Genomic DNA, 20,214 nt, shown 5'->3' on the forward strand with positions numbered 1-20,214 from the left:
GGTGCACGGGCGCTCGGAAACGGACGTTCAGGCCTGGGCGGGGGCCTGCTTGCGCCCTTCCGGCTTGTCCAGCTTCCCTCGCGGACGCCGCACCAGCCGCAGGCCGGTCCAGGTCTCGTCGATGATGCAGATCTTGTTGTCGACCAAGCCGATGTCGAGCGCCGCCTGGCGCACGAAGTCCTCGGACAGGCGCGTCTTCACGCCCTCGCCGGCGGGCCAGCAGACCCAGATGCCGCCGTTGAGGGTGGTGGCGCGCGACAGCGCGGGCAGCCGCTGCACCAGCTCCGTGGCGTCGGAGGTGAAGAAGAGGATGACGTCCAGCCCCGTCTGGGCCGTGACGAGGAACTCCACCCCGTCCGGCAGCGGGTTGAGCTTCTGCACGAAGCCCCGCGGGGGGTTGATGACGGAAACCTTGGTGCCGGACCGGATGCCCAGCATGGCCGGCAGGGAAGCCAGCGCGTAGGGCGTCATGATGTGCGCTCCACGGTGAAGGTGCGGAATTCGCCAGAGGGCTGCCCGTCCGTGCGCGCCACGTCCGTGACGCGCGCCAGGCGGGGACCCGAGTGACACCATCGGATGAAGTCTTCCAGAGCGCCGGGTTCGCCTTCCACCGTGGCCTCCACGGAGCCGTCGCTCCGGTTGCGCACCCAGCCAGACAGGCCAAGGCGCAGCGCCTCCTGGCGGGCGCTCTCCCGATAGGAGACGCCCTGGACCGTGCCCTCGATGCGCAGGGTCACCCGGCGCTGCGTGCTCATGCCTCTGGCCTCATGCTCTGGCATCCCCTTCTAGCAGCTTCAGGAACGCCTGCTCATCCAGGATTCTTACGCCCAATTCCTGAGCCTTCTTCAGCTTGGTACCCGCGTCCTCACCGGCGACGACGAAATCGGTCTTGCGCGAGACACTTCCAGACACCTTACCGCCGCGCCGTTCGATTTCCTCCTTGGCCTGCTCGCGCGCAAGCCGCTCCATGGTGCCGGTGAGCACCACCGTCTTGCCCACGAAGGGGCCGCCCGTGGCGACCGCCGGGGGGGCAGGGTGGACTCCCGCGTCCAGCAGGGCCTGGATGGCGGCCTGGTTCTGGGGCTCCTGGAAGAAGGTGTGGATGACCTGCGCCATCACCGGGCCCACGTCCTTCACCCGGCTGATGTCCTCCAGGCTGGCCGTGAAGAGCGAGCGCACCTCCGGAAAGGACTCCGCCAGGGCGCGCGCCGTGGAGTCGCCCACGTGGCGGATGCCCAGCGAATACAGGAAGCGGCGCTGGGTGGTGTCCTTGCTGCCCGCGATGGAGGCCAGCAGGTTGTCCGCGCTCTTCTCCCCCATGCGCTCCAGCTTGAGCAGCGAGTCCCGGGTGAGCGCGAACAGGTCCGCGAACGCCTTCACCTGGCCGGACGTCACCAGCTGCATGGCCAGCTTGTCCCCCAGGCCCTCGATGTCCAGGGCGAGGCGGCTGGCGAAGTGGCGCACCTTCTCCACCAGCTGCGCGGGGCAGGACGCGCCCGTGCAGCGGATGATGGCGCCGTCCTCGTCCTTGGCCGCCACCGCGTGGCACACCGGGCAGTGGGTGGGGAAGGTGAAGGGCTGGGAGTCCTCCGGACGCTTGGACAGCACCACGGAGACGATCTCCGGAATCACGTCACCCGCGCGGCGCACGAAGACGGTGTCGCCCTTGCGCACGTTCTTGCGGCGCATCTCGTCTTCATTGTGCAGCGTGGCGCGCGACACCATCACGCCGCCCACCTTCACCGGCTTCAGGTGCGCCACCGGCGTGAGCGCGCCCGTGCGGCCCACCTGGATGCCGATGTCCTCCACCGTGGTGGACTCCTCCTCCGGCGGGAACTTGTAGGCCACCGCCCAGCGCGGGCTCTTGGACACCTGGCCCAGGCGGCGGCGCAGGTCCTCGTCGTCCACCTTCACCACCATGCCGTCGACTTCGAAGGGCAGGGCGTGGCGGCCCTTCAGGGACTCGTCGTAGCGCTGGCGCACGCCGTCCGCCCCGTCCGCGTGCTGATAGCGGTTGATGGGCAGGCCCAGCGTCTTCAGGTGCTCCAGCTTCTCCGTGTGCGTCTTGAAGGCGGGCACGCCGTCGCCGGGCACGCATTCGTACAGGTAGACGGACAGGGGCCGGGCGGCGGTCTCCTTGGGGTCCAACTGGCGCAGGCTGCCCGCGGCGGCGTTGCGCGGGTTGGCGAAGAGCGACTCGCCCGCCTCTTCGCGCTTCTCGTTGAGCTTGCGGAAGTCCTCCTTGCGGATGAAGACCTCGCCGCGGACCTCCAACCGCTTGGGCACCTTCACGCCGTCCTGGGGGAACAGCTCCAGGGGCAGGCTCTTGATGGTGCGCAGGTTGCCCGTGACGTCCTCGCCGGTGGTGCCGTCGCCTCGCGTGGCGCCCTGCACGAAGCGGCCGTCCTCGAAGCGCAGGGAGATGGCCAGGCCGTCCAGCTTGGGCTCGCACACGTAGCCCACCTGCGACAGGCCCGTCAGCTTGCGGATGCGGTCGTCGAACTCCGTGAGCCCGGCGTCATCGAAGATGTTCGCCAGCGATAGCATCTGCGTGGTGTGCACCACCTGCCCGAAGTCATCCACCGCCGCGCCGCCCACGCGCTGGGTGGGCGAGTCCGGCGTCATCAGCTGGGGGTATTTCTCCTCCAGCCCCTGGAGCTCACGCATCAGCGTGTCGTATTGGGCGTCGCTGATTTCCGGCGCGTCCAGCACGTAGTAGCGGTGGTTGTGGTGGGCCAGCTCCTGACGGAGCGCTCGGGCGCGGGCTTCGGCTTTCGGGAAGGTGTCCACGGGGTGTGTCCTTACCCCAATTCAGGGGCGCGGCCAGTTGCGCACGCCCCGCGTTGGAGGAGGAGCACTCTACCGGCACCACCTGACAGGGCCGCTTCACGCACTCGGGAAGGGGAACCCGGGGACGCGTGTTCACGGCAAGAGAGCGCATCCGCCGCCCCATTAGGCCCGAATTTCAGCTACATAGCGGATTCCCTGTTCGCAATACCCCCACCCTCCAGTGCAACCCCCTGAAAAACGGGACAGAGCCAGGCACGGATGCCTTGACAGCTCTGGAGTCGGTCAATAGTTTCCAGCGCGGTTCCTGGCGCAGGGGTTCCCCCGGCGCCGTCTCTTCCCAACCACAGGTCCACGCGCCCTCCGGTCCGTTCCCAGGACTTGGGTGGTGCTGCCCCCTGGAAGGTGCTTCCGAGCGCCGCGCGGACGGATCGCCGTCCCGCGTACAGCCTGCCCGAGCCTTCGGGCGCTTCCCCCCTACTTCCGTACGCAGACCGTCATGGCCAAAGCCCGTTCCCCCCGAGAGAAGGTAGTCCAGCCGGTGTTCACCGAGGAGAAGCCCCGGCGCAAGCGCGCGGCGGCGAAGGAGGCGGAGAAGCCCGCTCCCCGGACGCGTCGTGCGCCGGCTCGTCGTGAAGAGGCTCCCGCCGAGGAGGCCGAGGCCCCCGAGGTTGTCGCGGAAGCGCCCCGTCCGGTGCTCACTCCCATCTCCCGTCCCGTGCGCGACGACGAGCTCCAGGAGCTGCGCGGTACGGAGGAGGAGACGCCCGCCGAGGAGGCCGCTCCGGCCGCCCCGCAGGAGTCCGCCGAGTCCCCCGCCATCACGGAGGTCGAGCGCGACGGCACCCCGATGCAGGTCATCAAGCTCAATGACCTGAAGCGGATGAAGATCACCGACCTGTCGAAGATGGCCCACGACACGGGCGTCGAGGGTTACCAGGGCCTGAAGAAGCAGGACCTCATCTTCGCGCTGCTGGGCGGCATCGCCGACAAGCGCTTCGAGGTCCACGCGGAAGGCGTGCTGGAGCTGCTCAGCGACGGCTTCGGCTTCCTGCGCAGCTCGGACAGCGACTACCAGCCGTCCCCGGACGACATCTATGTGTCTCCGTCGCAGGTGCGCCGCTTCAACCTGCGGCCCGGCGATACGGTGACGGGCCCCATCCGCCAGCCCCGCGAGGGCGAGCGCTTCTTCGCGCTGCAGAAGGTGGACAAGGTCAACTTCGCGGACCCCATGTCGGACGCGGCGCGCGAGCGCATCCTGTTCGACAACCTCACGCCGCTCTATCCGACGCGCAAGCTCAAGCTGGAGCACGAGTCGTCGGAGATGACCACGCGCATCATCGACATGTTCTGCCCCATCGGTCTGGGCCAGCGCTGTCTCATCGTGGCGCCTCCGAAGGCCGGCAAGACGGTGCTGCTGCAGAACATCGCGCACGCCATCAGCCGCAACCACCCGGACGTCTACCTCATCGTGCTGCTCGTGGACGAGCGCCCGGAGGAAGTGACGGACATGGAGCGCAGCGTGCGCGGCGAGGTGGTGTCCTCCACCTTCGACGAGCCCGCCACGCGTCACGTGCAGGTGGCGGAGATGGTCATCGACAAGGCCAAGCGCCTGGTCGAGCAGAAGTACGACGTCTGCATCCTGCTGGACTCCATCACCCGTCTGGCGCGCGCCTACAACACGGTGGTGCCCGCGTCCGGCAAGATCCTCTCCGGCGGCGTGGACGCCAACGCGCTCCACAAGCCCAAGCGCTTCTTCGGCGCGGCCCGCAACATCGAAGAGGGCGGCAGCCTCACCATCATCGGCACGGCGCTCATCGACACCGGCAGCCGCATGGATGAAGTGATTTTCGAGGAGTTCAAGGGCACGGGTAACTCCGAAATCGTCCTGGACCGGAAGTTGATGGAGAAGCGCATCTTCCCAACGCTCGACATCAACAAATCCGGCACCCGCAAGGAGGAACTCCTCTTGTCTCAGGCGGACCTGGTGCGCATTACGGCGTTGCGCCAGGTGCTCCACCCCTTCACCCCCATCGACGCGATGGAGTTCGTGCTCAAGCACATGCGTCCGACGGCGGCGAACGCGGAGTTCCTGGGCTCGATGAACCGGTAGTTCCCTTCCGGCCCAAGGAGCCCCCCATGCGTCGTGCCCGCCTCCCTCTTCTTGTCGCCCGCGCTGTCGCGGGCCTCACCCTGGGGCTGTTGGCGGGCTGCGACCTGGGGGTAGAGGACCTGCCCATTGGAGACACCCCACCGGTGCTCTCCAGTCAGGTCTGCTACGACGACTCGGACTGCGTCGCGAACGCGTGCTGCGGTGAGGGCACCGCCATCACCCACCGCGACGTGGGGCCGGACTGCACGAACGTGCGGTGCGACGGGACGTGTACCCCCAACAGCGTGGACTGCGGCCGGTGCATCCCCACGTGCCGCAACGCGCGCTGCGCCGCCGCCTGCCAGTAGCGGGCGGCCGCACGTGCTGCTTCAGCTGGCCAGCCCGGTGGCCACGTCCACCGGCGGGTCCCTCAAGGGCAGCGTCACGCGGAAGGTGGTGCCGCCGCCCGGCGTGTCCTCCACGTCGATGCGGCCCTGGTGCGCTTCCACCACCTGACGCGACACCCAGAGCCCCAGGCCCAGGCCGCCGTAGTGGTGCGTGGACACGGCGCGCTCGAAGCGGTCGAAGATGCGCTCGCGGTCCTCCGGCTTGATGCCGATGCCGTGGTCCACCACTGACAGGCGCACGACCTCTCCATCCGGCTGCAGCGTCACGTCCACCGGACGGCCCCGGCCGAACTTCAGCGCGTTGGCGACCAGGTTGTGCACCACCTGCGAGATGCGTGACGGGTCGAAGGTGCCCATCACCGGGCCCTTCACGTCCACGGTGAGCGGCGTGCCGTCACGGCGCGCTTCTTCTTCCGCGAAGCGCGTCACCTCCACGAGCAGGTCACCCAGGTCCACGTCCGTGCGGGTGATTTTCAGCCGGCCGCTGGTGATGAGCGACACGTCCATCAGCACGTCCACGAGCATCGCCAGCCGGCGGATGAAGGACCGCGCCTGCTTCAGGCGCTCCAGCGCCTTGGGCGGAGCGTCCTTGCCCAGGCCGCGCTCCACCAGTTCCAGGTGCAGCTGGAAGGCCGCCAGCGGCGTGCGCAGCTCGTGCGCCGCCACGGAGAGGAAGTCGTCGCGGGCGCGCAGGGCTTCCGTCAGGTTCTCCGCGCGGACGCGCTCGTTGGCCATCTCCCCGCGCATCCTCGCGAGCTTCAGGTTGGACGCGATGCGCGCGAGCAATTCACCCGCGGAGAAGGGCTTCACCAGGTAGTCGTCCGCGCCGGACGCCAGGCCCTGCACCGTGGCCTCTTCCCCGGCCTTCGCGGACAACAGCAGGATGGGCAGCTCACGGGTGGTGGGCGCGGCGCGCAGGGCCCTTAACAGGCCCATGCCGTCCAGCTTCGGCATCATCACGTCCGACAGCACCAGGTCCGGTGGCCGGACCAGCGCGGCCTCCAGGCCCTTCTCGCCGTCCGTCGCCACCTCCACGTCGTACTCGGCGGACAGCACGCGGTGGATGTAGTCGCGCATGTCCCGGTTGTCGTCCACCAGCAGGATGCGCGCGCGGGGAGCCGGGGCCACCGCGTGGCCGTCCGCGGACGCCGGGTGCCGGTGGTGCGAGGACTGCGTGCGGTCCTTGGGCTTCGCGCTGCCCCACAGCAGCGCCTCCTCGACGTAGGCCGACGTGGCCTCGCGCGCCGCGGAGCGCGGCCGGGCGGTGGTGCGGATGCGCTCCTGCGGCAGGTGCTCGTGGCCCAGGGGTAGCTCCACGCGGAAGGTGCTGCCTTCGCCTTCCGTGCTGCTCGCGGACACGGTGCCGCCGTGCAGCCTGGCGAACTCCTGCACCAGCGCGAGCCCGATGCCGCTGCCCTCCACCGTGCGCGACGGCGAGCCCGTCACGCGGTGGAAGCGCTCGAAGAGGCGGGGCAGTTCGTGCGTGGGGATGCCCGAGCCGGTGTCCTCCACCTCCAGCGACACCCGCTGCCCGTGCTCGCGCAGGCGCAGCGTGACGCCGCCCTGGAGCGTGAACTTGAACGCGTTGGAGACCAGGTTGAGGACGATCTGCTCCCACAGGTCCGGCGCCACGTAGACGGGCTGGGACAGGGGAGGGCAGTCCACCGTGAGCTTGAGGCCCGCGCGCTCCATGGCGGAGCGGAAGCTGGACGCCGCGTCCTTCGTCAGCGCGGCCAGGTCCGTGGGCGCGAAGCGCTCCTCCTTGGGGCCCGCCTCCAGCTTCGACAGGTCCAGCAGCGCGTTCACCAGCTTGAGCAGGCGCCCGGCGTTGCGGTGCACCCGCTCCATCTCCTTGCGGACCTCGTCCGACAGCGGGCCCGCTCGCCCGGCGAGCAGGTCCTCCGTGGGGCCCAGCATCAGCGTCAGCGGCGTGCGGAACTCGTGGCTGACGTTGGCGAAGAACTCCGACTTGAGCCGGTCCAACTCGCCCAGCTGCTCGTTGGCCACGCGCAGCTGCTGGTTGGCCTCTTGAATCTGCTGGGCGCGCCGGAAGATTTCGCCCTCCATCTCGTCCGCGCGGGCGCGGAGCTCGGCGTGCTGGCGGCTCTGCTCCTCGTCCAGGTGCTTCAGACGGATGAAGTCGGTGACGTCCTCCACGCGGTGGATGACGTAGCGCACCGCGCCGTCCTCGCCGCACACCGGGGTGTTCAGCGGACTCCAGTAGCGCAGCTCGAACCCGCCGCCGGCCGCCTCGGGCCGGGGGATGTCGTACTTCTGGACCGCCATCGCGTCCGGGGTGCGCGTCTTCACCGCGCGCTCCAACGACGCGCGCAGGTTGGTCACCCCGCTGGCCTGTGGGTCCTGCGGGTTGTCCGGGAAGACGTCGAAGATGTGGCGGCCCAGGATGTCCTCGCGCCGCGTCCGCGTGGCGCGCAGGTACGCGTCCGTCACCCCGACGATGACGAACTCCGGCGTCAGCACCAGGTACGGGTTGGGCGCGGCTTCGAACAGGCTCCGGTAGTCCGGGGCCGGTGAGGGGCTGGGGGGCATCACACGTCCTCAGAGGCGGAGGCGTGCCTGGAATTAGTCATTCGCCCCTGGGATGACCAGGGGGGAAGTGGGAGACAGCCCCCGGTTTTCCACCGGTGGACGCTTGGGTACGCCCGTTGTTCAAGCCGCAGGGGCGGCGTCCGTGGAGGCGACCGCCTGCTGGGTCGTCGTGGCCACCAGCGGAGGCGGCTGCGCCTTGAGGCGCGCGTAGTCGAAGCAGGCCACCGCGATGGAGGCCACCGGCACCGCGAAGAGCGCGCCCCAGAGGCCGAAGAGCTTCTCGCCCGCGATGAGGGAGAAGGCCACCACCACGGGGTGGATGCGCGCGGCCTCGCCCATGATCTTCGGGTTGAGGAAGTACGCCTCCAGCGCGTGGATGCCGATGATCCACAGCAGGAGCGCGACGCCCTTCTGGAAGCCGTCCGCCAGCGCGATGAGGACGATGGGCACCGAGCTGATGATGGTGCCGAAGATGGGGATGAGGCTGAAGAGCGTGGCGATGGTGGCCAGCAGGAACGCGAACTTCACGCCGAACAGGAGCAGGCCCACCAGCGTGAGGCCGCCGTTCACCAGGCAGATGGTGACCTGCCCGCGCACCACGCCGGACAGCGACTTGTCGATGCGGGCCACCAGCGTCTTCGCGTCCGGCAGGAACTCCGCGGGGACGAGCGTGCCGAAGTAGCGGCGGATGGCCTGCGCGTCGATGGAGAAGAACGCGGCGACCATCAGGATGAAGAACAGCATGAAGACGCCGGTCAGCACCTCCGTGACGATGTGGCGCGACACGTTGACGATGTCCGCCAGGTTCTCCTTCGCGAGCAACGTCACGCGCGCCACCGTGTCCGTGAGCATCTGCTCCAGGTCCAGCGCCAGGCTGAAGCCGCCGGACGAGCCCGCCGCCGCGCCCTCCATGGCCCGGTCCGACAGGGCCACGGGGATGCCGTAGGTGTTGAGCCACTCCTCCGCGCGCTGCGCGAGCCCCTGCACGTGCTCCGGCGTGAGCGCGCTGGCGAAGGTGGCCATCTCGCGGCTGATGCGCGCCACCTCGCGGTAGAGCTGCGGCACCAGCGCGACGAAGAAGAGATACACCGCGAGGAAGAACCCCGCGTAGATGAGCAGGATGGCCACCCAGCGCGGCACGTAGCGGCCGGTCACCTTCAGCCGGGTGATGCGCGCCACCAGCGGCTGCACCAGGTACGCGATGAGCGCCGCGCCCGCGAAGGGCATCACCACCGAGCGCAGGGCGAAGAGCGTCACCGCGATGGCCACCCACAACCCGGCGAGGAGGAGCAGGCGCTTGCGGCGTTCGTCGGGGGCGGTGGCTTCCACGGGCGGCGACATGCTCCCGGGCTTAAGGCAGCGGCCTCCCTCCTGACAAGTTCCCGGCGGAAAGCTTCCGGTGGGGCCCGTCTCCTATGCCCCCCAAGGGTCCGGACCCCCCCTCCGGAACCCCTGTGGGGAAAGGCAGCCAGCCGGCCCGGGGCCTGCCCGGGCTTCAGGCCTGGGGCATCCGGGACCGGTCACTCAGCCGGGGCTCCAGCCGGTCCAGGCACTCGCGCATCAGGGGGCGCTTGATGCGGCCCTGGGTGGACTCTCCCAGGCCCAGCATCTGTTCGGTGAGCCAGCGGGTGAGGAAGAGCAGGGGGACGCGGTCGTCAGGGACCAGGCCCCGCTCCAGGTAGCGCTTGTTGCGCACGTAGTCGTCGAAGGCGTCGAACTCGCGGGCCAGGTCCCACTTCGCCAGCCGCAGGGCCTCCGTGTAGACGGCCGGGTCGGGGCGCCGGGTGGCCTCCTGGAACAGCGGGGCGAACTCGCCCAGGGTGGCCGGGTCCAGGTCCTGGACGGGCGGGGGCCAGGACTCCAGGTCCTTGGCGAGCAGCCGCGCCACCTCGTCCAGCAGGTGGTCCACGAGGGCGACGGGCTTGAGGTCGAAGAGGTGGTCCCAGCGCGAGGGCATATGTCAGGGGCTGGCGGCGGCGGGCAGGGCCACCGGAAGGGGAGGGGGCGGAAGCGCGGCGATAGGTGCTGCCACGGGACCGTCAGCATAGCCCAGGGCCAGCTCGCGCTGGATGACCTCCCACACGGCCCTGCGTGTGAGCAGTTCGCCGTGGGGCACCACGCCGGACAGCTCCACGTTGAAGACGTTGGACTGGCCGTCCACGTCCAGCACGGAGGAGGGGTAGGGCGCGATGACGTCGTCGCGCGAGTAGATGGACGTGAGCCGCACGTGGCGTGGGAAGGCGCCCACGCTCAGGCCCTTGATGAATCGCGACGTCGGCGTGAGCTGCCACATGCTGCGGCTGAACCAGCCCAGCGTCGCGCAGCCCAGGTAGGCCATGCGCGTGCCCCGGTGCGGCGTGCCCAGGGTGATGAGGCTCTTCACTCGCGTGTCCCCGCCCAGCCGCTTCACGTAGTACGTGCCGATGAGGCCGCCCTTGGAGTGGCCGATGATGGTGAGCGGCCCCATGCCCGGGTGTCGCTCGTAGAGCCGGTCCACCTTGCCCTGGACCTTGCGTGCCAGCTCGTCGATGCGGTGCGTGTTGAAGCGGTCCATGGTGCCGCCCAGGTGGATGGACCAGACGCAGTAGCCCTCGCGGCGCAGGCGGTGCTCCAGCACCTCCAGGACGCGGCGTGTGCTGAAGAAGCCGTGCAAGAGGAGCACCGGCCTCTGGCAGCGCTTGAAGTCCGTGCGGCGCACGACCTGGTTGCCGCGTGGATCCAGATCCACGTAGCTGGCCAGGTACTTCAGCTGGCACTTCAGCTTCCGGTACTGCATCACGAACGGATTCATCCCCAGCCCCCGCCCCTCCTGGACGGTGCGTGGACCGCCGCCCTGGAACACGGGGCAAAACTAGGGAGCGCGTCAGCGCTCGGCCCGGATCAGCGCCTGGCCTCTGTCCGCTTTCGCGCGTCCGGCGGCCCGAACCCGGAAGGTCCGGTCAGGTGAAGTGTTCGAGGAAGTTCATCAGCACCCGGTGCGCGTGCGGCGTCGGGGTGATGCCGGACAACAGTTTCGGAACGTACTCGCCCTCGGGGATTCCCTTGTCACGCCCGAGCGACTCCAGCGTGTCCTCACGGGCGAGGATGACCGCGCGCATGGCGTCCGTGGGCATCTCCGGGTGGAACTGCACGCCGCGCACGTTCTTGCGGAAGGCGAGCGCCTGGTTCGCGGTGTTGGCGTTGCCCGCGAGCACCGTCGCTCCTTCAGGCAGGCGGGAGACGATGTCCTCGTGGGTCTCCTGCACGACGAAGCGCTCCGGCAGGCCGGTGAACAGCGGATCCGCGCGGCCCTCGGGTGAGAGCGTCACCTCCACGGTGCCCGTCTCGCGGCCGTTGGGGTTTCGCGACACCTTGCCTCCGTAGGCCTCCGCGAGCAGCTGTTGACCAAAGCACACGCCGAGCACGGGGATGCCCTGCTCGCCCGCCTCCACCATGAAGGCGCCCGCGCGCTCCATCCACGGCTCGCGCTGCGTCACCGACAGGGGCGAGCCCGTCATCATCACCGCGTCGTAGCCCTTCGCGTCCTTCGGCAGGGGTGCGCCCTTGTGCACGGGAAGGATGTCGAAGCGCTGACCGGACAGTCCAATGGTTTGCAGAAACCACCGCTCATAGTCGCCCACGGAGAGCTGGACGGAGGTCGCTGCGTCGCCGGCTTTCAGCAGGAGGACGTTCTTCATGGGGGCAGGTTGCCGCGTCATGTCCCCATTCCTACCGTGTCCAGCCGTCCGTGTCCGGTGCCCGCCACTCCCAGGTCGCTCGCGCGCCGTGCTCACCCGAGGCCTCGCCATGACCGACGCTCGTTCGCTCACTCCCAAGCTCCCCGTGCTCAAGCTGCTCATCGACGGGCAGCAGGTGGACCCCATCGAAGGGGGCACCTTCGCGGTGGTGAATCCCGCCACCGGCCAGAAGATCGCGGACGTGCCCGCGGGCACCGCCGCGGATGTGGACCGCGCGGTGAAGGCCGCGCGCCGCGCCTTCGAATCCGGGCCGTGGGGAAAGATGACCGGCCGCGAGCGCGGCAAGCTCATCCGCAAGCTGGCGGACCTGCTCTACGAGCGCCGCGAGGAGTTCGCGCTCGTCGAGTCGCTGAACAACGGCAAGACCTTCAAGGACGCCATCCGGGGAGACGTGGCGCCGGCCTCCGCGACGCTCGCGAACTTCGCGGACATGGCCAGCACCATCACGGGCGAGGTGCTGCCTGTGGACGGCCCCTTCCACACCTACGCGCTCAAGGAGCCGGTGGGCGTGGTGGGCGCCATCATTCCGTGGAACTACCCCACGTGCATGCTGGGCTGGAAGCTGGGGCCAGCGCTGGCCGCCGGCTGCACGGTGGTGGTGAAGCCGTCCGAGTACACGCCGCTCACCGCGCTGAAGCTGGGCGCGCTGGCGCTGGAGGCGGGCTTCCCGCCGGGCGTCATCAACATCGTCACCGGCCTGGGTGACCCCGCGGGTGAAGCCATCGCCCGCCACCCGGACGTGGACAAGATTTCGTTCACCGGCTCCGGCCGCACCGCGCGCCGGCTGCTGCAGGCGTCGGCCGCGAGCAACCTGAAGAAGCTGACGCTGGAGCTGGGCGGCAAGAGCCCGCAGATCATCTTCCCGGACGCGGACTTCGACCGCGCGGTGGAGGCGTGCTTCTGGGGCATCTTCGGCAACAAGGGTGAGACCTGCAACGCGGGCAGCCGCGTGCTGGTGCACCAGGACGCCTACGAGGCCTTCGTCGCGAAGCTCGCGGAGAAGGCGCGCACGATGAAGGTGGGCGACCCGCTGGACGTGTCCACGGAGATGGGCGCGCTGGTGAGCCAGAAGCAGATGGACGTGGTGCTGGGCTACATCGAGAGCGGCAAGCAGCAGGGCGCGAAGCTGCTCGCGGGCGGTGGCCGCGACACCGAGGGCTTCAAGGCGAAGGGCTGCTTCGTGAAGCCCACCATCTTCGGCGACGTGAAGCCGGACATGAAGATTGCCCAGGAGGAGATTTTCGGCCCGGTGCTCAGCTGCCTGCGCTTCCGCGACGACGCGGAGGCCATCGCGATGGCGAACAGCACGCAGTACGGCCTGGCCGCGTCCATCTGGACGGGTGACGTGGCCAAGGCCCACGCGCTGGCGAAGCAGGTGAAGAGCGGCGTGGTGTGGATCAACTGCTTCAACGAGTTCGACGACGCGGCGCCCTTCGGTGGCTACAAGGAATCCGGTTGGGGCAAGGACCTGGGCCACCACGCGCTGGATGGTTACCTCCAGACCAAGGCCGTGTGGACGAAGTTGCCGTCTCCCTGACGCACCCGCGCGCTCCATTCCATTTCACTGCTTCACCGCCGAATGACGAAGAAAAGGAAGGTCCGCATGGCGTCGCGTCCCAAGGCCAAGGTGCTCACCCATCCGGCGATGGCCCGCCGGGCTCGCGCGAAGGAGCGGAGCGAGGGAGGGCCGCGAGCGGTGCCCGGACAGCAGGGGGACATGGACTCCCTGCGCCGGTGGATGGACGAGAAGGGCGTCCGCAAGGTGAAGGTGGGCGCCATCGACATGGATGGCATCTTGCGCGGCAAGTACGTCTCGCTGGAGAAGTTCTACAGCGCCGCGAAGAGCAACATGGGCTTCTGCGATGTCGTCTTCGGCTGGGACCTGGGCGACGAGCTGTTGGACAACACGAAGGTGACGGGCTGGCACACGGGCTACCCGGACACGCCCGCGAAGGTGGACCTGTCCACCGCGCGCATCATCCCGTGGGAGCCGGACACCGCGGCGTTCCTGCTGGACTTCGTGAACCCGGACGGCACGCCCTTCGAGGCGAGCCCGCGCCAGCTGCTCCAGAAGATGGGCCAGCGCGCGCGCAAGCTGGGCTTCCTGCCCAAGTTCGGCGCCGAGTACGAGTTCTTCCTCTTCAAGGAAGGCCCGCAGAGCCTGCATGAAAAGGGCTTCAAGAACCTCACGCCGCTGACGCCGGGCATGTTCGGCTACTCGTGGCTGCGCACGTCCATGAACGCGCCGCTGGTGCATGCGCTCATCGACGGGTGCAACGCGTACGGGCTCAACATCGAAGGCTTCCACACGGAGACGGGCCCCGGCGTCTTCGAGGCCGCCATCCGCTACGACACGCTGGAGCTGGCGGCGGACCGCGCGGCGCTCTTCAAGACGGTGGTGAAGGAGATCTGCGCGAAGCACGGCGTGTCCGCGTGCTTCATGGCGAAGGTGGATCCGAAGCTGCCGGGCTGCTCCGGCCACGTGCACCAGTCGCTGTGGAACCTGAAGGAGGAGGAGAACCTCTTCCACGACCCGTCGCAGAAGCACGGGATGAGCAAGCTGATGCGGCACTACATCGGCGGGCAGGTGGCGCTGATGCCGGAGCTGACGGCGCTCTACTGGCCCACCATCAACAGCTACAAGCGCAGCGTGGAGAACACCTGGGCGCCCACCACCGCGACGTGGGGCCTGGAGAACCGCACCTGCGCCATCCGCGTCATCGGCGACAGCGGCAAGTCCATGCGCATCGAGTACCGCCAGCTGGGCGCGGACATGAACGCGTACATCGGCATGGCGGTGAGCCTGGCCGCGGGCCTGTGGGGCATCGAGAACGAAATCGAGCCGCCCGCGCCCGTGCTGTCCAACGCCTACGAGGCGAAGAACACGAAGCCGCTGCCCCGCACCCTGAAGGGCGCGGTGGCCCTGCTGAAGAACAGCGAGCGTGCCCACGAAATCCTGGGCGAGGGCTTCGTGGACCATTTCGTGCGCACCCGCGAGTGGGAGGTGCGCCAGTACGAGCGGGCGGTCACCTCCTGGGAGCTGGAGCGCTACCTGGAACTCATCTGATTTGAAGGAGGACCGTTCATGAAAACTTTCGACATTCCCTCCGAGCCGCGCGTCACGGAGATGGCGTGGCCCACGCGCATCGTGTTCGGCGCGGGCGCGCTCCAGAAGCTGCCCGCGCACGCGGCTCGGTTGAACATGAAGCGCCCGCTGCTGGTGACGGACGCGGGCGTGGTGAAGGCGGGCCTCGCCGCGCGTGTGGCGGACGTGCTCAAGGGCGCGGGCCTGGAGTGCGCGGTGTTCGACCGCGTGGAGCCCAACCCCACGGAGCGCGACGTGTTCGCGGGCCTGGAGGCGTACCGCGCGCACAAGGCGGACAGCATCGTCGCCCTGGGCGGTGGCAGCGCGCTGGACGCGGGCAAGCTGGTGCAACTGCTCACCACGCACGAGCCGCCGCTCAGCCGCTACGACGACGCGAAGGGCGGCGACCAGTACGTGCGCGACGACCTGCCTCCGCTCATCGCCATTCCCACGACGGCGGGCACGGGCTCTGAAGTCGGGCGCTCCGGCGTGGTGACGCTGGCGGACACGGGCCGCAAGACGGTCATCTTCAGCCCGTACCTGCTGCCGAAGGCGGCGGTCATCGACCCGGAGTTGACGCTGGGCCTGCCCCCGTCCGTCACGGCGGCCACGGGCATGGACGCGCTCACCCACTGCATCGAGGCGTATGTCGCCAATGGCTTCCATCCGCTCGCGGACGCGGTGGCCATCGACGGGGTGATGCGCGTGGGGCGCTCGCTGGTGACGGCGGTGCAGGAGGGCCGCGACCTGGCGGCGCGCACGGACATGATGGTGGCCGCGATGGAGGGCGCCATGGCCTTCCAGAAGGGCCTGGGCGCGAGCCATGCGTTGGCGCATGCGCTCACGCCCATCTCCAACGTGCCGCACGGCCTGGCGAACGCCATCGTCCTGCCCGCGGTGATGGAGTTCAACCGCGCGTCCTGCACGGCGCGGCTGGCGCGCATCGCCACGGCGCTGGGGGACACGTCCAACGCGCGCGAGGAGGTGCTCGCGGCGAACGCCATCGACCGCGTGCGCAAGCTGGCGGCGTCCGTGGGGATTCCGACGCGGCTGCGCGAAGCGGGCGTGCAGGAGAAGGACCTGGAGCACATCGCGCAGAAGGCCTTCCAGGACGCGTCCCACCAGGGGAATCCGCGCACCGTGACGGAGGCGGATCTGCTGGCCATGGCCCGCGAGGCGTACTGAAAAGCGGCTTCACTCCGGCTTGATTTCAGAGTGTTTCAGCGGGGCCTCTTCCGAGGGAAACGGGAGGGGCCTCGTGCCTTTGGTGCGCTTGAATCAGACGGCACCTCCTCCGTCAGAAGGTTCAGAACGCAGCAACAACGCGGCTCAACGGAGGCAGGTCATGAAGGCGATGCTCAAGAAGATGGTGGTGGCTGTGGCGCTGGTCGCGAGCTCCCCGGTGATGGCGGCGGACTACCACGGCGCCTCCCCCCTCGTGAGCCGTCAGGACCAGGCTCGCATGGAGCGCGAACGGCACGAGCGGGAGCGGACGGCGCGGCTGGAACGCGAACGGCAGGAGCGGGCGCGGATGGAGCGCGAGCGTCAGGCCCGGCTGGAGCGTGAGCGCAAGGAGCGGGCGAGGATGGAGCGGGAGCGTCAGGCCCGGCTGGAGCGCGAGCGGATGGAGCGGGAGCGTCAGGCTCGGATGGAACGGGAGCGCAAGGAGCACGAGCGTCAGGCCCGGATGGAGCGCGAGCGGCAGGAGCGGGAGCGCCTGGCCCGGCTGGAGCGCGGCCGCTACCGGGGCAGCTGGGTGAACTAAGCCGCGATGGCGCCACAGACTGAAGCAGCACGGAGGCCCGGGGGCGGATGACCACCCTCGGGCTTCTTCGCGTCTGGAGGTCAGCGGGCGGTGCTGCCCGCGTCCACGACGGCGCCTGTCTCCGGCGTGAACTCCAGCGTCTCCACGAAGATGCGCCCCGGTAGCCGCAGGTCCATGGCGGTGATGTGCTCGCGGTCGCGCAACTCATAGAGCTGCCGTGCCACCCAGTTCGCCTGCACGGGTTCGTCGGAGAAGAAGACGTAGACGCGCACCTTCCCCTCCTGCACCGGCACGCGGAAGCGGGTGTTGGCGACAGGCCGGTTCGCCTCGCAGCGGATGGAGCGGTTCTCCCGAGTGAGCGTGAGCTGCCGGATGATGCCCTTCTCGGACGTCGTGAAGAGCATGCAGTAGGGGAGCTGGTCCCCGACGGGGATGATCTCCATCGTCGCGGGGCCCGTCCGATTCACCTGGGCACGCGTCACCTTCGCGGGCTTCGCGTCGTCGCAGCGCACGGAGCCCGCGCCCAACGCCATCACCGTCAACAAGCCCGTCCAGCGCGTCACGTGTTCTTCCCAGGGAAGGATGCCGACCGCGAGACTACCCCTCCTGTCCGCGTGAGAAGCGGCTTCACTCGGGCTTCATTTCAGAGTGTTTCAACAGGGCCATCTTCCGATGGCGCGGTTGAATCAGGCAGGGCCTTCCCCGTCAGTAGTTTCAGAACGCAGCACAACGCGGCTCACGGAGGCAGGTCATGAAGGCAATGCTCAAGAAGATGGTGGTGGCTGTGGCGCTCGTCGCGAGCTCCCCGGTGATGGCGGCGGACTTCCACGCCGCCACCCCCCTCGTGAGCCGCCAGGACCAGTCCCGCATGGAGCGCGAGCGGCAGGAGCGGGAGCGGCAGGAACGCGAGCGGCAGGCGCGGCTGGAGCGGGAACGGCAGGAGCGGGAGCGGCAGGCGCGGATGGAGCGGGAACGGCAGGAACGCGAGCGGCAGGCGCGGGTGGAGCGCGAGCGGCAGGAGCGGGAGCGTCAGGCTCGGGTGGAGCGCGAGCGGCAGGAGCGGGAGCGGCAGGCCCGGTTGGAGCGCGAGCGGCAGGAGCGGGAGCGCCTGGCCAGGCTGGAGCGCAGCCGCTACGGCGGTGGGTGGCTGAACTAGGCGGCCACGGTGTCACGGCTTGAAGCAGCACGGAGGCCCGGGGGCGGATGACCACCCTCGGGCTTCTTCGCGTCTGGAGCTCAGTTGTCCAGCGGCTCCACGGTCAGCTCGCGGGTCCCGGCGTCCGGGGCCGTGCCTCCGTCGGACGTCACCACTCCGCCCGCGCCCACGATGCCGCCCGTCGCTTCCGGCTCGCCCGTCTCCGGCGTGAACTCCAGCGTCTCCACGAAGATGCGCCCCGGCAGCCGCAGGTCCATGGCGGTGACGCGCTCGCGGTCGCGCAAGTCGTAGAGCTGCTGCGCCACGGAGCCCGCCGGCACGCGCTCGTCGGAGAAGAAGATGTAGACGCGCACCTTCCCCTCCTGCACCGGCACGCGGAAGCTGGTGTTCGCGACGGGGCGGCCCGGGTCGCAGCGGATGGAGCGGTTCTCGCGCGTGAGCGTGAGCTGCCGGATGATGCCCTTCTCGGACATCGTGAAGAGCATGCAGTAGGGGAGCTGTCCCTCGACGGGGATGATCTCCATCGTCGAGGGGCCCGTGCGCTTCACCTGCGCGCGCGTCACCTTCGCGGGCGGCTTCGCGTCGTCGCAACTGATGATGCCCGCGCCCAGCACCATCACCGTCAACAAGCCCGTCCAGCGCGTCATGTGTTCCTCCTCGGGAAGGTGGAATGGCCGACACCGCCAGCCTACCCCGGCCCCATGCCTTCCGGTCCTGTCCGCTTTTCGTGGACGCCCGTGAGGCCGCCGAGTGCACGGTCGTGCACATGGCCTCCTGCGTCATCCGGGCCCGGACCTACTCCGGGCGTTGGTAGACGATGACCTGCGGCGTTTCGTCCAGGTACAGCCCGGTGACGGGCGTGCGCGTGCCGAAGGCCTGCCACGTGAGGAACTCGTGCTCGCGGAACTCCTGGTGGTACTGGTACGCGACGATGTCCGCGTCGAACGGGCTGTTCACCGCTCGCACGTCCGCGCGCAGCATGCCGTTGCGCTGGTAGTCGCGGAACGAGAAGCCGTTGACCTCGTGCAGGTAGACGCGCGCGCCCTGCTTCGCGTGTTCGTTGATCCACGGCAGCACGCCGGTGACGTGGCTGGACCAGAACTGCCGCTGCATCCCCAGCGTCGCCGAGCCCGGCAGCCCGCCCGCCAGCTCCGAGTACGCCGCCGTGCCGTACGGGAACACCCGCACCAGCCCCAGCAGCGCGGGCGCCATGAGCAGCGCGAACACCGGCACCGTCACCGCCAGCGGTGACACCGACGGCCGCCGCGCCTTCAGCACCTCCCACAGCGCGAAGCACCCGCGCGCCACCGCCGCGCCCGCGAGGATGCCCAGGAAGGGCATGGACGGGAACCAGTGCTTCACGCCGCCGAAGTGAGGCACCTGCGGGTGGCTGATGATGAGGATGGACGTCACCGCGTTGACGCCCACCAGTGCCTCCGCCGCGGTGGGCATCCGCACCCATTCGCGCGTGCGTTCACTCACGCTGAGCAGCGCGCGGCCCACGAGCGCCACGAAGCCCGTCACCATGGGCACGAAGAGGCTGGTGGGCACCGTCAGCGCCGTCTTCACCAACACGTAGCTGAGCGGGAAGGGCGGCCCTCGCATCAACGTGCCCAGGTAGAACCAGGCGTAGTGGTTGTGCGTCGCGTGGAAGGCCAGGTACCACGCGGTGCGGTCCACCGGCGCGTGCCAGAGGTAGGGCCAGTGCAGGTAGAAGAGGACGGGGCCCAGCACCGCCATGGCCGCCAGCGGAACCAGTGCTTGCGTCACCGGCAGGCTGACGCGCCGCAGATCCCTCAGCAGCACCGCGCAGCCCACCGCGAGCCCCACGAAGAACAGCGTGTGCGGGCTCAGGAGCAGGAACTTCTGCTGGAACCCGGCGGGCCCGCCCAGGAACACCACCAGCAGGCCGTACAGCACCGCCACCGCCACGAAGAGCCCCACGAAGCGGAAGAGCCGCACGCGGGCCTCGGGGTTGCCTTCGCTTGTCTGCCACGCGCGCCACAGCGCGAACGGCGACAGCACGAACGGCAGGAAGAGGGCGTTGTGCTTCGTGGCGAGGGCCAGTCCGAACGCCACGCCGCACGCGACACCCCAGCGGGTGCTCTCCAGCGCGCGCCAGAAGCAGTACACGACGAGCAGCCACATCGCGGCCACCGGCATGTCGAAGCACGCCAGCTCCGCGTTGAAGTACTGGCGCGGCACCAACAGGAAGGAGAGGGCGGCGAACCACCCCGCGGTGCGGCCGTACAGCGCGCTGCCCAGGAGGAAGCACAGCGCGGGCACCAGCGCCGCCATCGCGAACGCGGGCAGCCGGTAGGCCGTCGCGTCGCGCATCACGCCCAGCGTGTCGTGGAAGAGCAGGTGGCTCAACCCGAACAGCGTCTTCATCAGCGCCGGGTGCTCGTGGTTGTAGTCCCACGCGCGCACGATGGCGCTGTCCGTGAACGCCTGCGCGGGCGAGTGCAGCAGCAGCCGGAACCACTGCGAATAGCCCTCCGCCGCCGCGAAGTAGACGCTCTCGTCGCGAGTGAAGCCCACGGCGGCTTCCGTGCTCCACAGCGCCGCGAACGCCAGCACCCATAGCGCCAGGGCCGTGAACTTCTCCTCGCGCGTGGCGGGGCGTCCGGTCATC

General features: G+C 69.3%; 18 protein-coding genes. 7 read left to right on the top strand and 11 right to left on the bottom strand.

Going from position 1 to position 20,214, the window contains the following annotated elements:
- Nucleotides 1-27: 27 nt before the first annotated feature.
- The 3 genes from D7Y04_RS23300 to ligA are packed head-to-tail and all read right to left on the bottom strand — an operon-like array spanning nucleotide 28 to nucleotide 2,790.
- The gene (locus tag D7Y04_RS23300) at nucleotides 28-471 is read right to left on the bottom strand and encodes a DUF3052 family protein (protein ID WP_014398919.1); all 444 of its coding nucleotides are present in this window, start codon (nucleotides 469-471) and stop codon (nucleotides 28-30) included.
- Complete coding sequence (locus D7Y04_RS23305; RefSeq protein WP_121760738.1) at nucleotides 468-755, bottom strand: acylphosphatase; 288 nt, start codon at nucleotides 753-755, stop codon at nucleotides 468-470. The genes D7Y04_RS23300 and D7Y04_RS23305 overlap by 4 nt, the downstream gene beginning before the upstream one ends.
- Before the next feature lie 10 nt (nucleotides 756-765).
- Nucleotides 766-2,790 carry an NAD-dependent DNA ligase LigA gene (gene ligA / locus D7Y04_RS23310; protein WP_120597456.1) on the bottom strand — a complete coding sequence of 675 codons (2,025 nt, stop codon included), beginning with the start codon at nucleotides 2,788-2,790 and terminating at the stop codon, nucleotides 766-768.
- A gap of 496 nt (nucleotides 2,791-3,286) precedes the next feature.
- Here ligA and rho point away from each other — a divergent pair, with 496 nt between their 5' ends.
- Both rho and D7Y04_RS23320 read left to right on the top strand, forming a co-directional pair.
- Nucleotides 3,287-4,900, top strand: a complete 1,614-nt coding sequence (gene rho / locus D7Y04_RS23315) for a transcription termination factor Rho (RefSeq protein WP_120597457.1) — start codon at nucleotides 3,287-3,289, stop codon at nucleotides 4,898-4,900.
- A gap of 26 nt (nucleotides 4,901-4,926) precedes the next feature.
- Nucleotides 4,927-5,247, top strand: a complete 321-nt coding sequence (locus tag D7Y04_RS23320) for a hypothetical protein (protein ID WP_120575451.1) — start codon at nucleotides 4,927-4,929, stop codon at nucleotides 5,245-5,247.
- A 21-nt stretch (nucleotides 5,248-5,268) separates the two neighbouring features.
- Here the strand turns inward: D7Y04_RS23320 and D7Y04_RS23325 are convergent, their stop codons facing one another.
- From D7Y04_RS23325 to D7Y04_RS23345, 5 genes are all read right to left on the bottom strand, one after another.
- The gene (locus D7Y04_RS23325) at nucleotides 5,269-7,836 is read right to left on the bottom strand and encodes an ATP-binding protein (RefSeq protein WP_121760739.1); all 2,568 of its coding nucleotides are present in this window, start codon (nucleotides 7,834-7,836) and stop codon (nucleotides 5,269-5,271) included.
- 120 nt (nucleotides 7,837-7,956) lie between these two features.
- A complete protein-coding gene (locus D7Y04_RS23330; RefSeq protein WP_121760740.1) occupies nucleotides 7,957-9,177 on the bottom strand; it encodes an AI-2E family transporter in 1,221 nt (406 codons plus the stop codon).
- A gap of 154 nt (nucleotides 9,178-9,331) precedes the next feature.
- Entirely contained in the window at nucleotides 9,332-9,793 is a 462-nt protein-coding gene (locus D7Y04_RS23335; protein ID WP_121760741.1) for a hypothetical protein, read from the bottom strand.
- Between the two features lie 3 nt (nucleotides 9,794-9,796).
- Complete coding sequence (locus tag D7Y04_RS23340) at nucleotides 9,797-10,627, bottom strand: triacylglycerol lipase (RefSeq protein ID WP_121760742.1); 831 nt, start codon at nucleotides 10,625-10,627, stop codon at nucleotides 9,797-9,799.
- A 148-nt stretch (nucleotides 10,628-10,775) separates the two neighbouring features.
- A complete protein-coding gene (locus D7Y04_RS23345; protein ID WP_172818164.1) occupies nucleotides 10,776-11,534 on the bottom strand; it encodes a glutamine amidotransferase in 759 nt (252 codons plus the stop codon).
- Between the two features lie 88 nt (nucleotides 11,535-11,622).
- Between D7Y04_RS23345 and D7Y04_RS23350 the strand changes: the two genes are divergently transcribed.
- The 4 genes from D7Y04_RS23350 (at nucleotide 11,623) to D7Y04_RS23365 (ending at nucleotide 16,423) form a co-directional block, all read left to right on the top strand.
- Entirely contained in the window at nucleotides 11,623-13,110 is a 1,488-nt protein-coding gene (locus tag D7Y04_RS23350) for an aldehyde dehydrogenase family protein (RefSeq protein ID WP_120594405.1), read from the top strand.
- Nucleotides 13,111-13,176: 66 nt separating this feature from the next.
- The gene (locus D7Y04_RS23355; protein WP_199749719.1) at nucleotides 13,177-14,640 is read left to right on the top strand and encodes a glutamine synthetase family protein; all 1,464 of its coding nucleotides are present in this window, start codon (nucleotides 13,177-13,179) and stop codon (nucleotides 14,638-14,640) included.
- Between the two features lie 18 nt (nucleotides 14,641-14,658).
- A complete protein-coding gene (locus tag D7Y04_RS23360; protein ID WP_121760744.1) occupies nucleotides 14,659-15,843 on the top strand; it encodes an iron-containing alcohol dehydrogenase in 1,185 nt (394 codons plus the stop codon).
- Nucleotides 15,844-16,003: 160 nt separating this feature from the next.
- A complete protein-coding gene (locus D7Y04_RS23365; RefSeq protein WP_121760745.1) occupies nucleotides 16,004-16,423 on the top strand; it encodes an ATP-dependent DNA helicase in 420 nt (139 codons plus the stop codon).
- 80 nt (nucleotides 16,424-16,503) lie between these two features.
- On the opposite strand, the gene D7Y04_RS23370 is transcribed toward D7Y04_RS23365, so the two are convergent.
- Complete coding sequence (locus tag D7Y04_RS23370) at nucleotides 16,504-16,986, bottom strand: hypothetical protein (RefSeq protein ID WP_233601543.1); 483 nt, start codon at nucleotides 16,984-16,986, stop codon at nucleotides 16,504-16,506.
- Nucleotides 16,987-17,174: 188 nt separating this feature from the next.
- On the opposite strand from D7Y04_RS23370, the gene D7Y04_RS46570 reads away from it, so the two are divergent.
- Nucleotides 17,175-17,579 (top strand): ATP-dependent DNA helicase, encoded by a 405-nt coding sequence (locus D7Y04_RS46570; protein WP_147477181.1) that lies wholly within the window; start codon nucleotides 17,175-17,177, stop codon nucleotides 17,577-17,579.
- A gap of 80 nt (nucleotides 17,580-17,659) precedes the next feature.
- Here D7Y04_RS46570 and D7Y04_RS23380 read toward each other — a convergent pair whose 3' ends face one another.
- Together D7Y04_RS23380 and D7Y04_RS23385 are read right to left on the bottom strand one after the other, a co-directional pair.
- A complete protein-coding gene (locus D7Y04_RS23380) occupies nucleotides 17,660-18,226 on the bottom strand; it encodes a hypothetical protein (RefSeq protein ID WP_120594401.1) in 567 nt (188 codons plus the stop codon).
- Between the two features lie 148 nt (nucleotides 18,227-18,374).
- The gene (locus D7Y04_RS23385) at nucleotides 18,375-20,213 is read right to left on the bottom strand and encodes a glycosyltransferase family 39 protein (RefSeq protein WP_121760746.1); all 1,839 of its coding nucleotides are present in this window, start codon (nucleotides 20,211-20,213) and stop codon (nucleotides 18,375-18,377) included.
- Between the last annotated feature and the right edge of the window lies 1 nt (nucleotide 20,214).

Source organism: Corallococcus sp. AB038B (assembly GCF_003668955.1).
GTDB classification, from domain to species: domain Bacteria; phylum Myxococcota; class Myxococcia; order Myxococcales; family Myxococcaceae; genus Corallococcus; species Corallococcus exiguus.

What these genes read in the sequence shown, in the direction of transcription:
- D7Y04_RS23300 (WP_014398919.1), bottom strand. Translation starts at nt 471, where the DNA reads ATGACGCCCTACGCGCTGGCTTCCCTGCCGGCCATGCTGGGCATCCGG.
- D7Y04_RS23305 (WP_121760738.1), bottom strand. Translation starts at nt 755, where the DNA reads ATGAGCACGCAGCGCCGGGTGACCCTGCGCATCGAGGGCACGGTCCAG.
- rho (WP_120597457.1), top strand. Translation starts at nt 3,287, where the DNA reads ATGGCCAAAGCCCGTTCCCCCCGAGAGAAGGTAGTCCAGCCGGTGTTC.
- D7Y04_RS23320 (WP_120575451.1), top strand. Translation starts at nt 4,927, where the DNA reads ATGCGTCGTGCCCGCCTCCCTCTTCTTGTCGCCCGCGCTGTCGCGGGC.
- D7Y04_RS23325 (WP_121760739.1), bottom strand. Translation starts at nt 7,836, where the DNA reads ATGCCCCCCAGCCCCTCACCGGCCCCGGACTACCGGAGCCTGTTCGAA.
- D7Y04_RS23330 (WP_121760740.1), bottom strand. Translation starts at nt 9,177, where the DNA reads ATGTCGCCGCCCGTGGAAGCCACCGCCCCCGACGAACGCCGCAAGCGC.
- D7Y04_RS23335 (WP_121760741.1), bottom strand. Translation starts at nt 9,793, where the DNA reads ATGCCCTCGCGCTGGGACCACCTCTTCGACCTCAAGCCCGTCGCCCTC.
- D7Y04_RS23340 (WP_121760742.1), bottom strand. Translation starts at nt 10,627, where the DNA reads ATGAATCCGTTCGTGATGCAGTACCGGAAGCTGAAGTGCCAGCTGAAG.
- D7Y04_RS23345 (WP_172818164.1), bottom strand. Translation starts at nt 11,534, where the DNA reads ATGACGCGGCAACCTGCCCCCATGAAGAACGTCCTCCTGCTGAAAGCC.
- D7Y04_RS23350 (WP_120594405.1), top strand. Translation starts at nt 11,623, where the DNA reads ATGACCGACGCTCGTTCGCTCACTCCCAAGCTCCCCGTGCTCAAGCTG.
- D7Y04_RS23355 (WP_199749719.1), top strand. Translation starts at nt 13,177, where the DNA reads ATGGCGTCGCGTCCCAAGGCCAAGGTGCTCACCCATCCGGCGATGGCC.
- D7Y04_RS23360 (WP_121760744.1), top strand. Translation starts at nt 14,659, where the DNA reads ATGAAAACTTTCGACATTCCCTCCGAGCCGCGCGTCACGGAGATGGCG.
- D7Y04_RS23365 (WP_121760745.1), top strand. Translation starts at nt 16,004, where the DNA reads ATGAAGGCGATGCTCAAGAAGATGGTGGTGGCTGTGGCGCTGGTCGCG.
- D7Y04_RS46570 (WP_147477181.1), top strand. Translation starts at nt 17,175, where the DNA reads ATGAAGGCAATGCTCAAGAAGATGGTGGTGGCTGTGGCGCTCGTCGCG.
- D7Y04_RS23380 (WP_120594401.1), bottom strand. Translation starts at nt 18,226, where the DNA reads ATGACGCGCTGGACGGGCTTGTTGACGGTGATGGTGCTGGGCGCGGGC.
- D7Y04_RS23385 (WP_121760746.1), bottom strand. Translation starts at nt 20,213, where the DNA reads ATGACCGGACGCCCCGCCACGCGCGAGGAGAAGTTCACGGCCCTGGCG.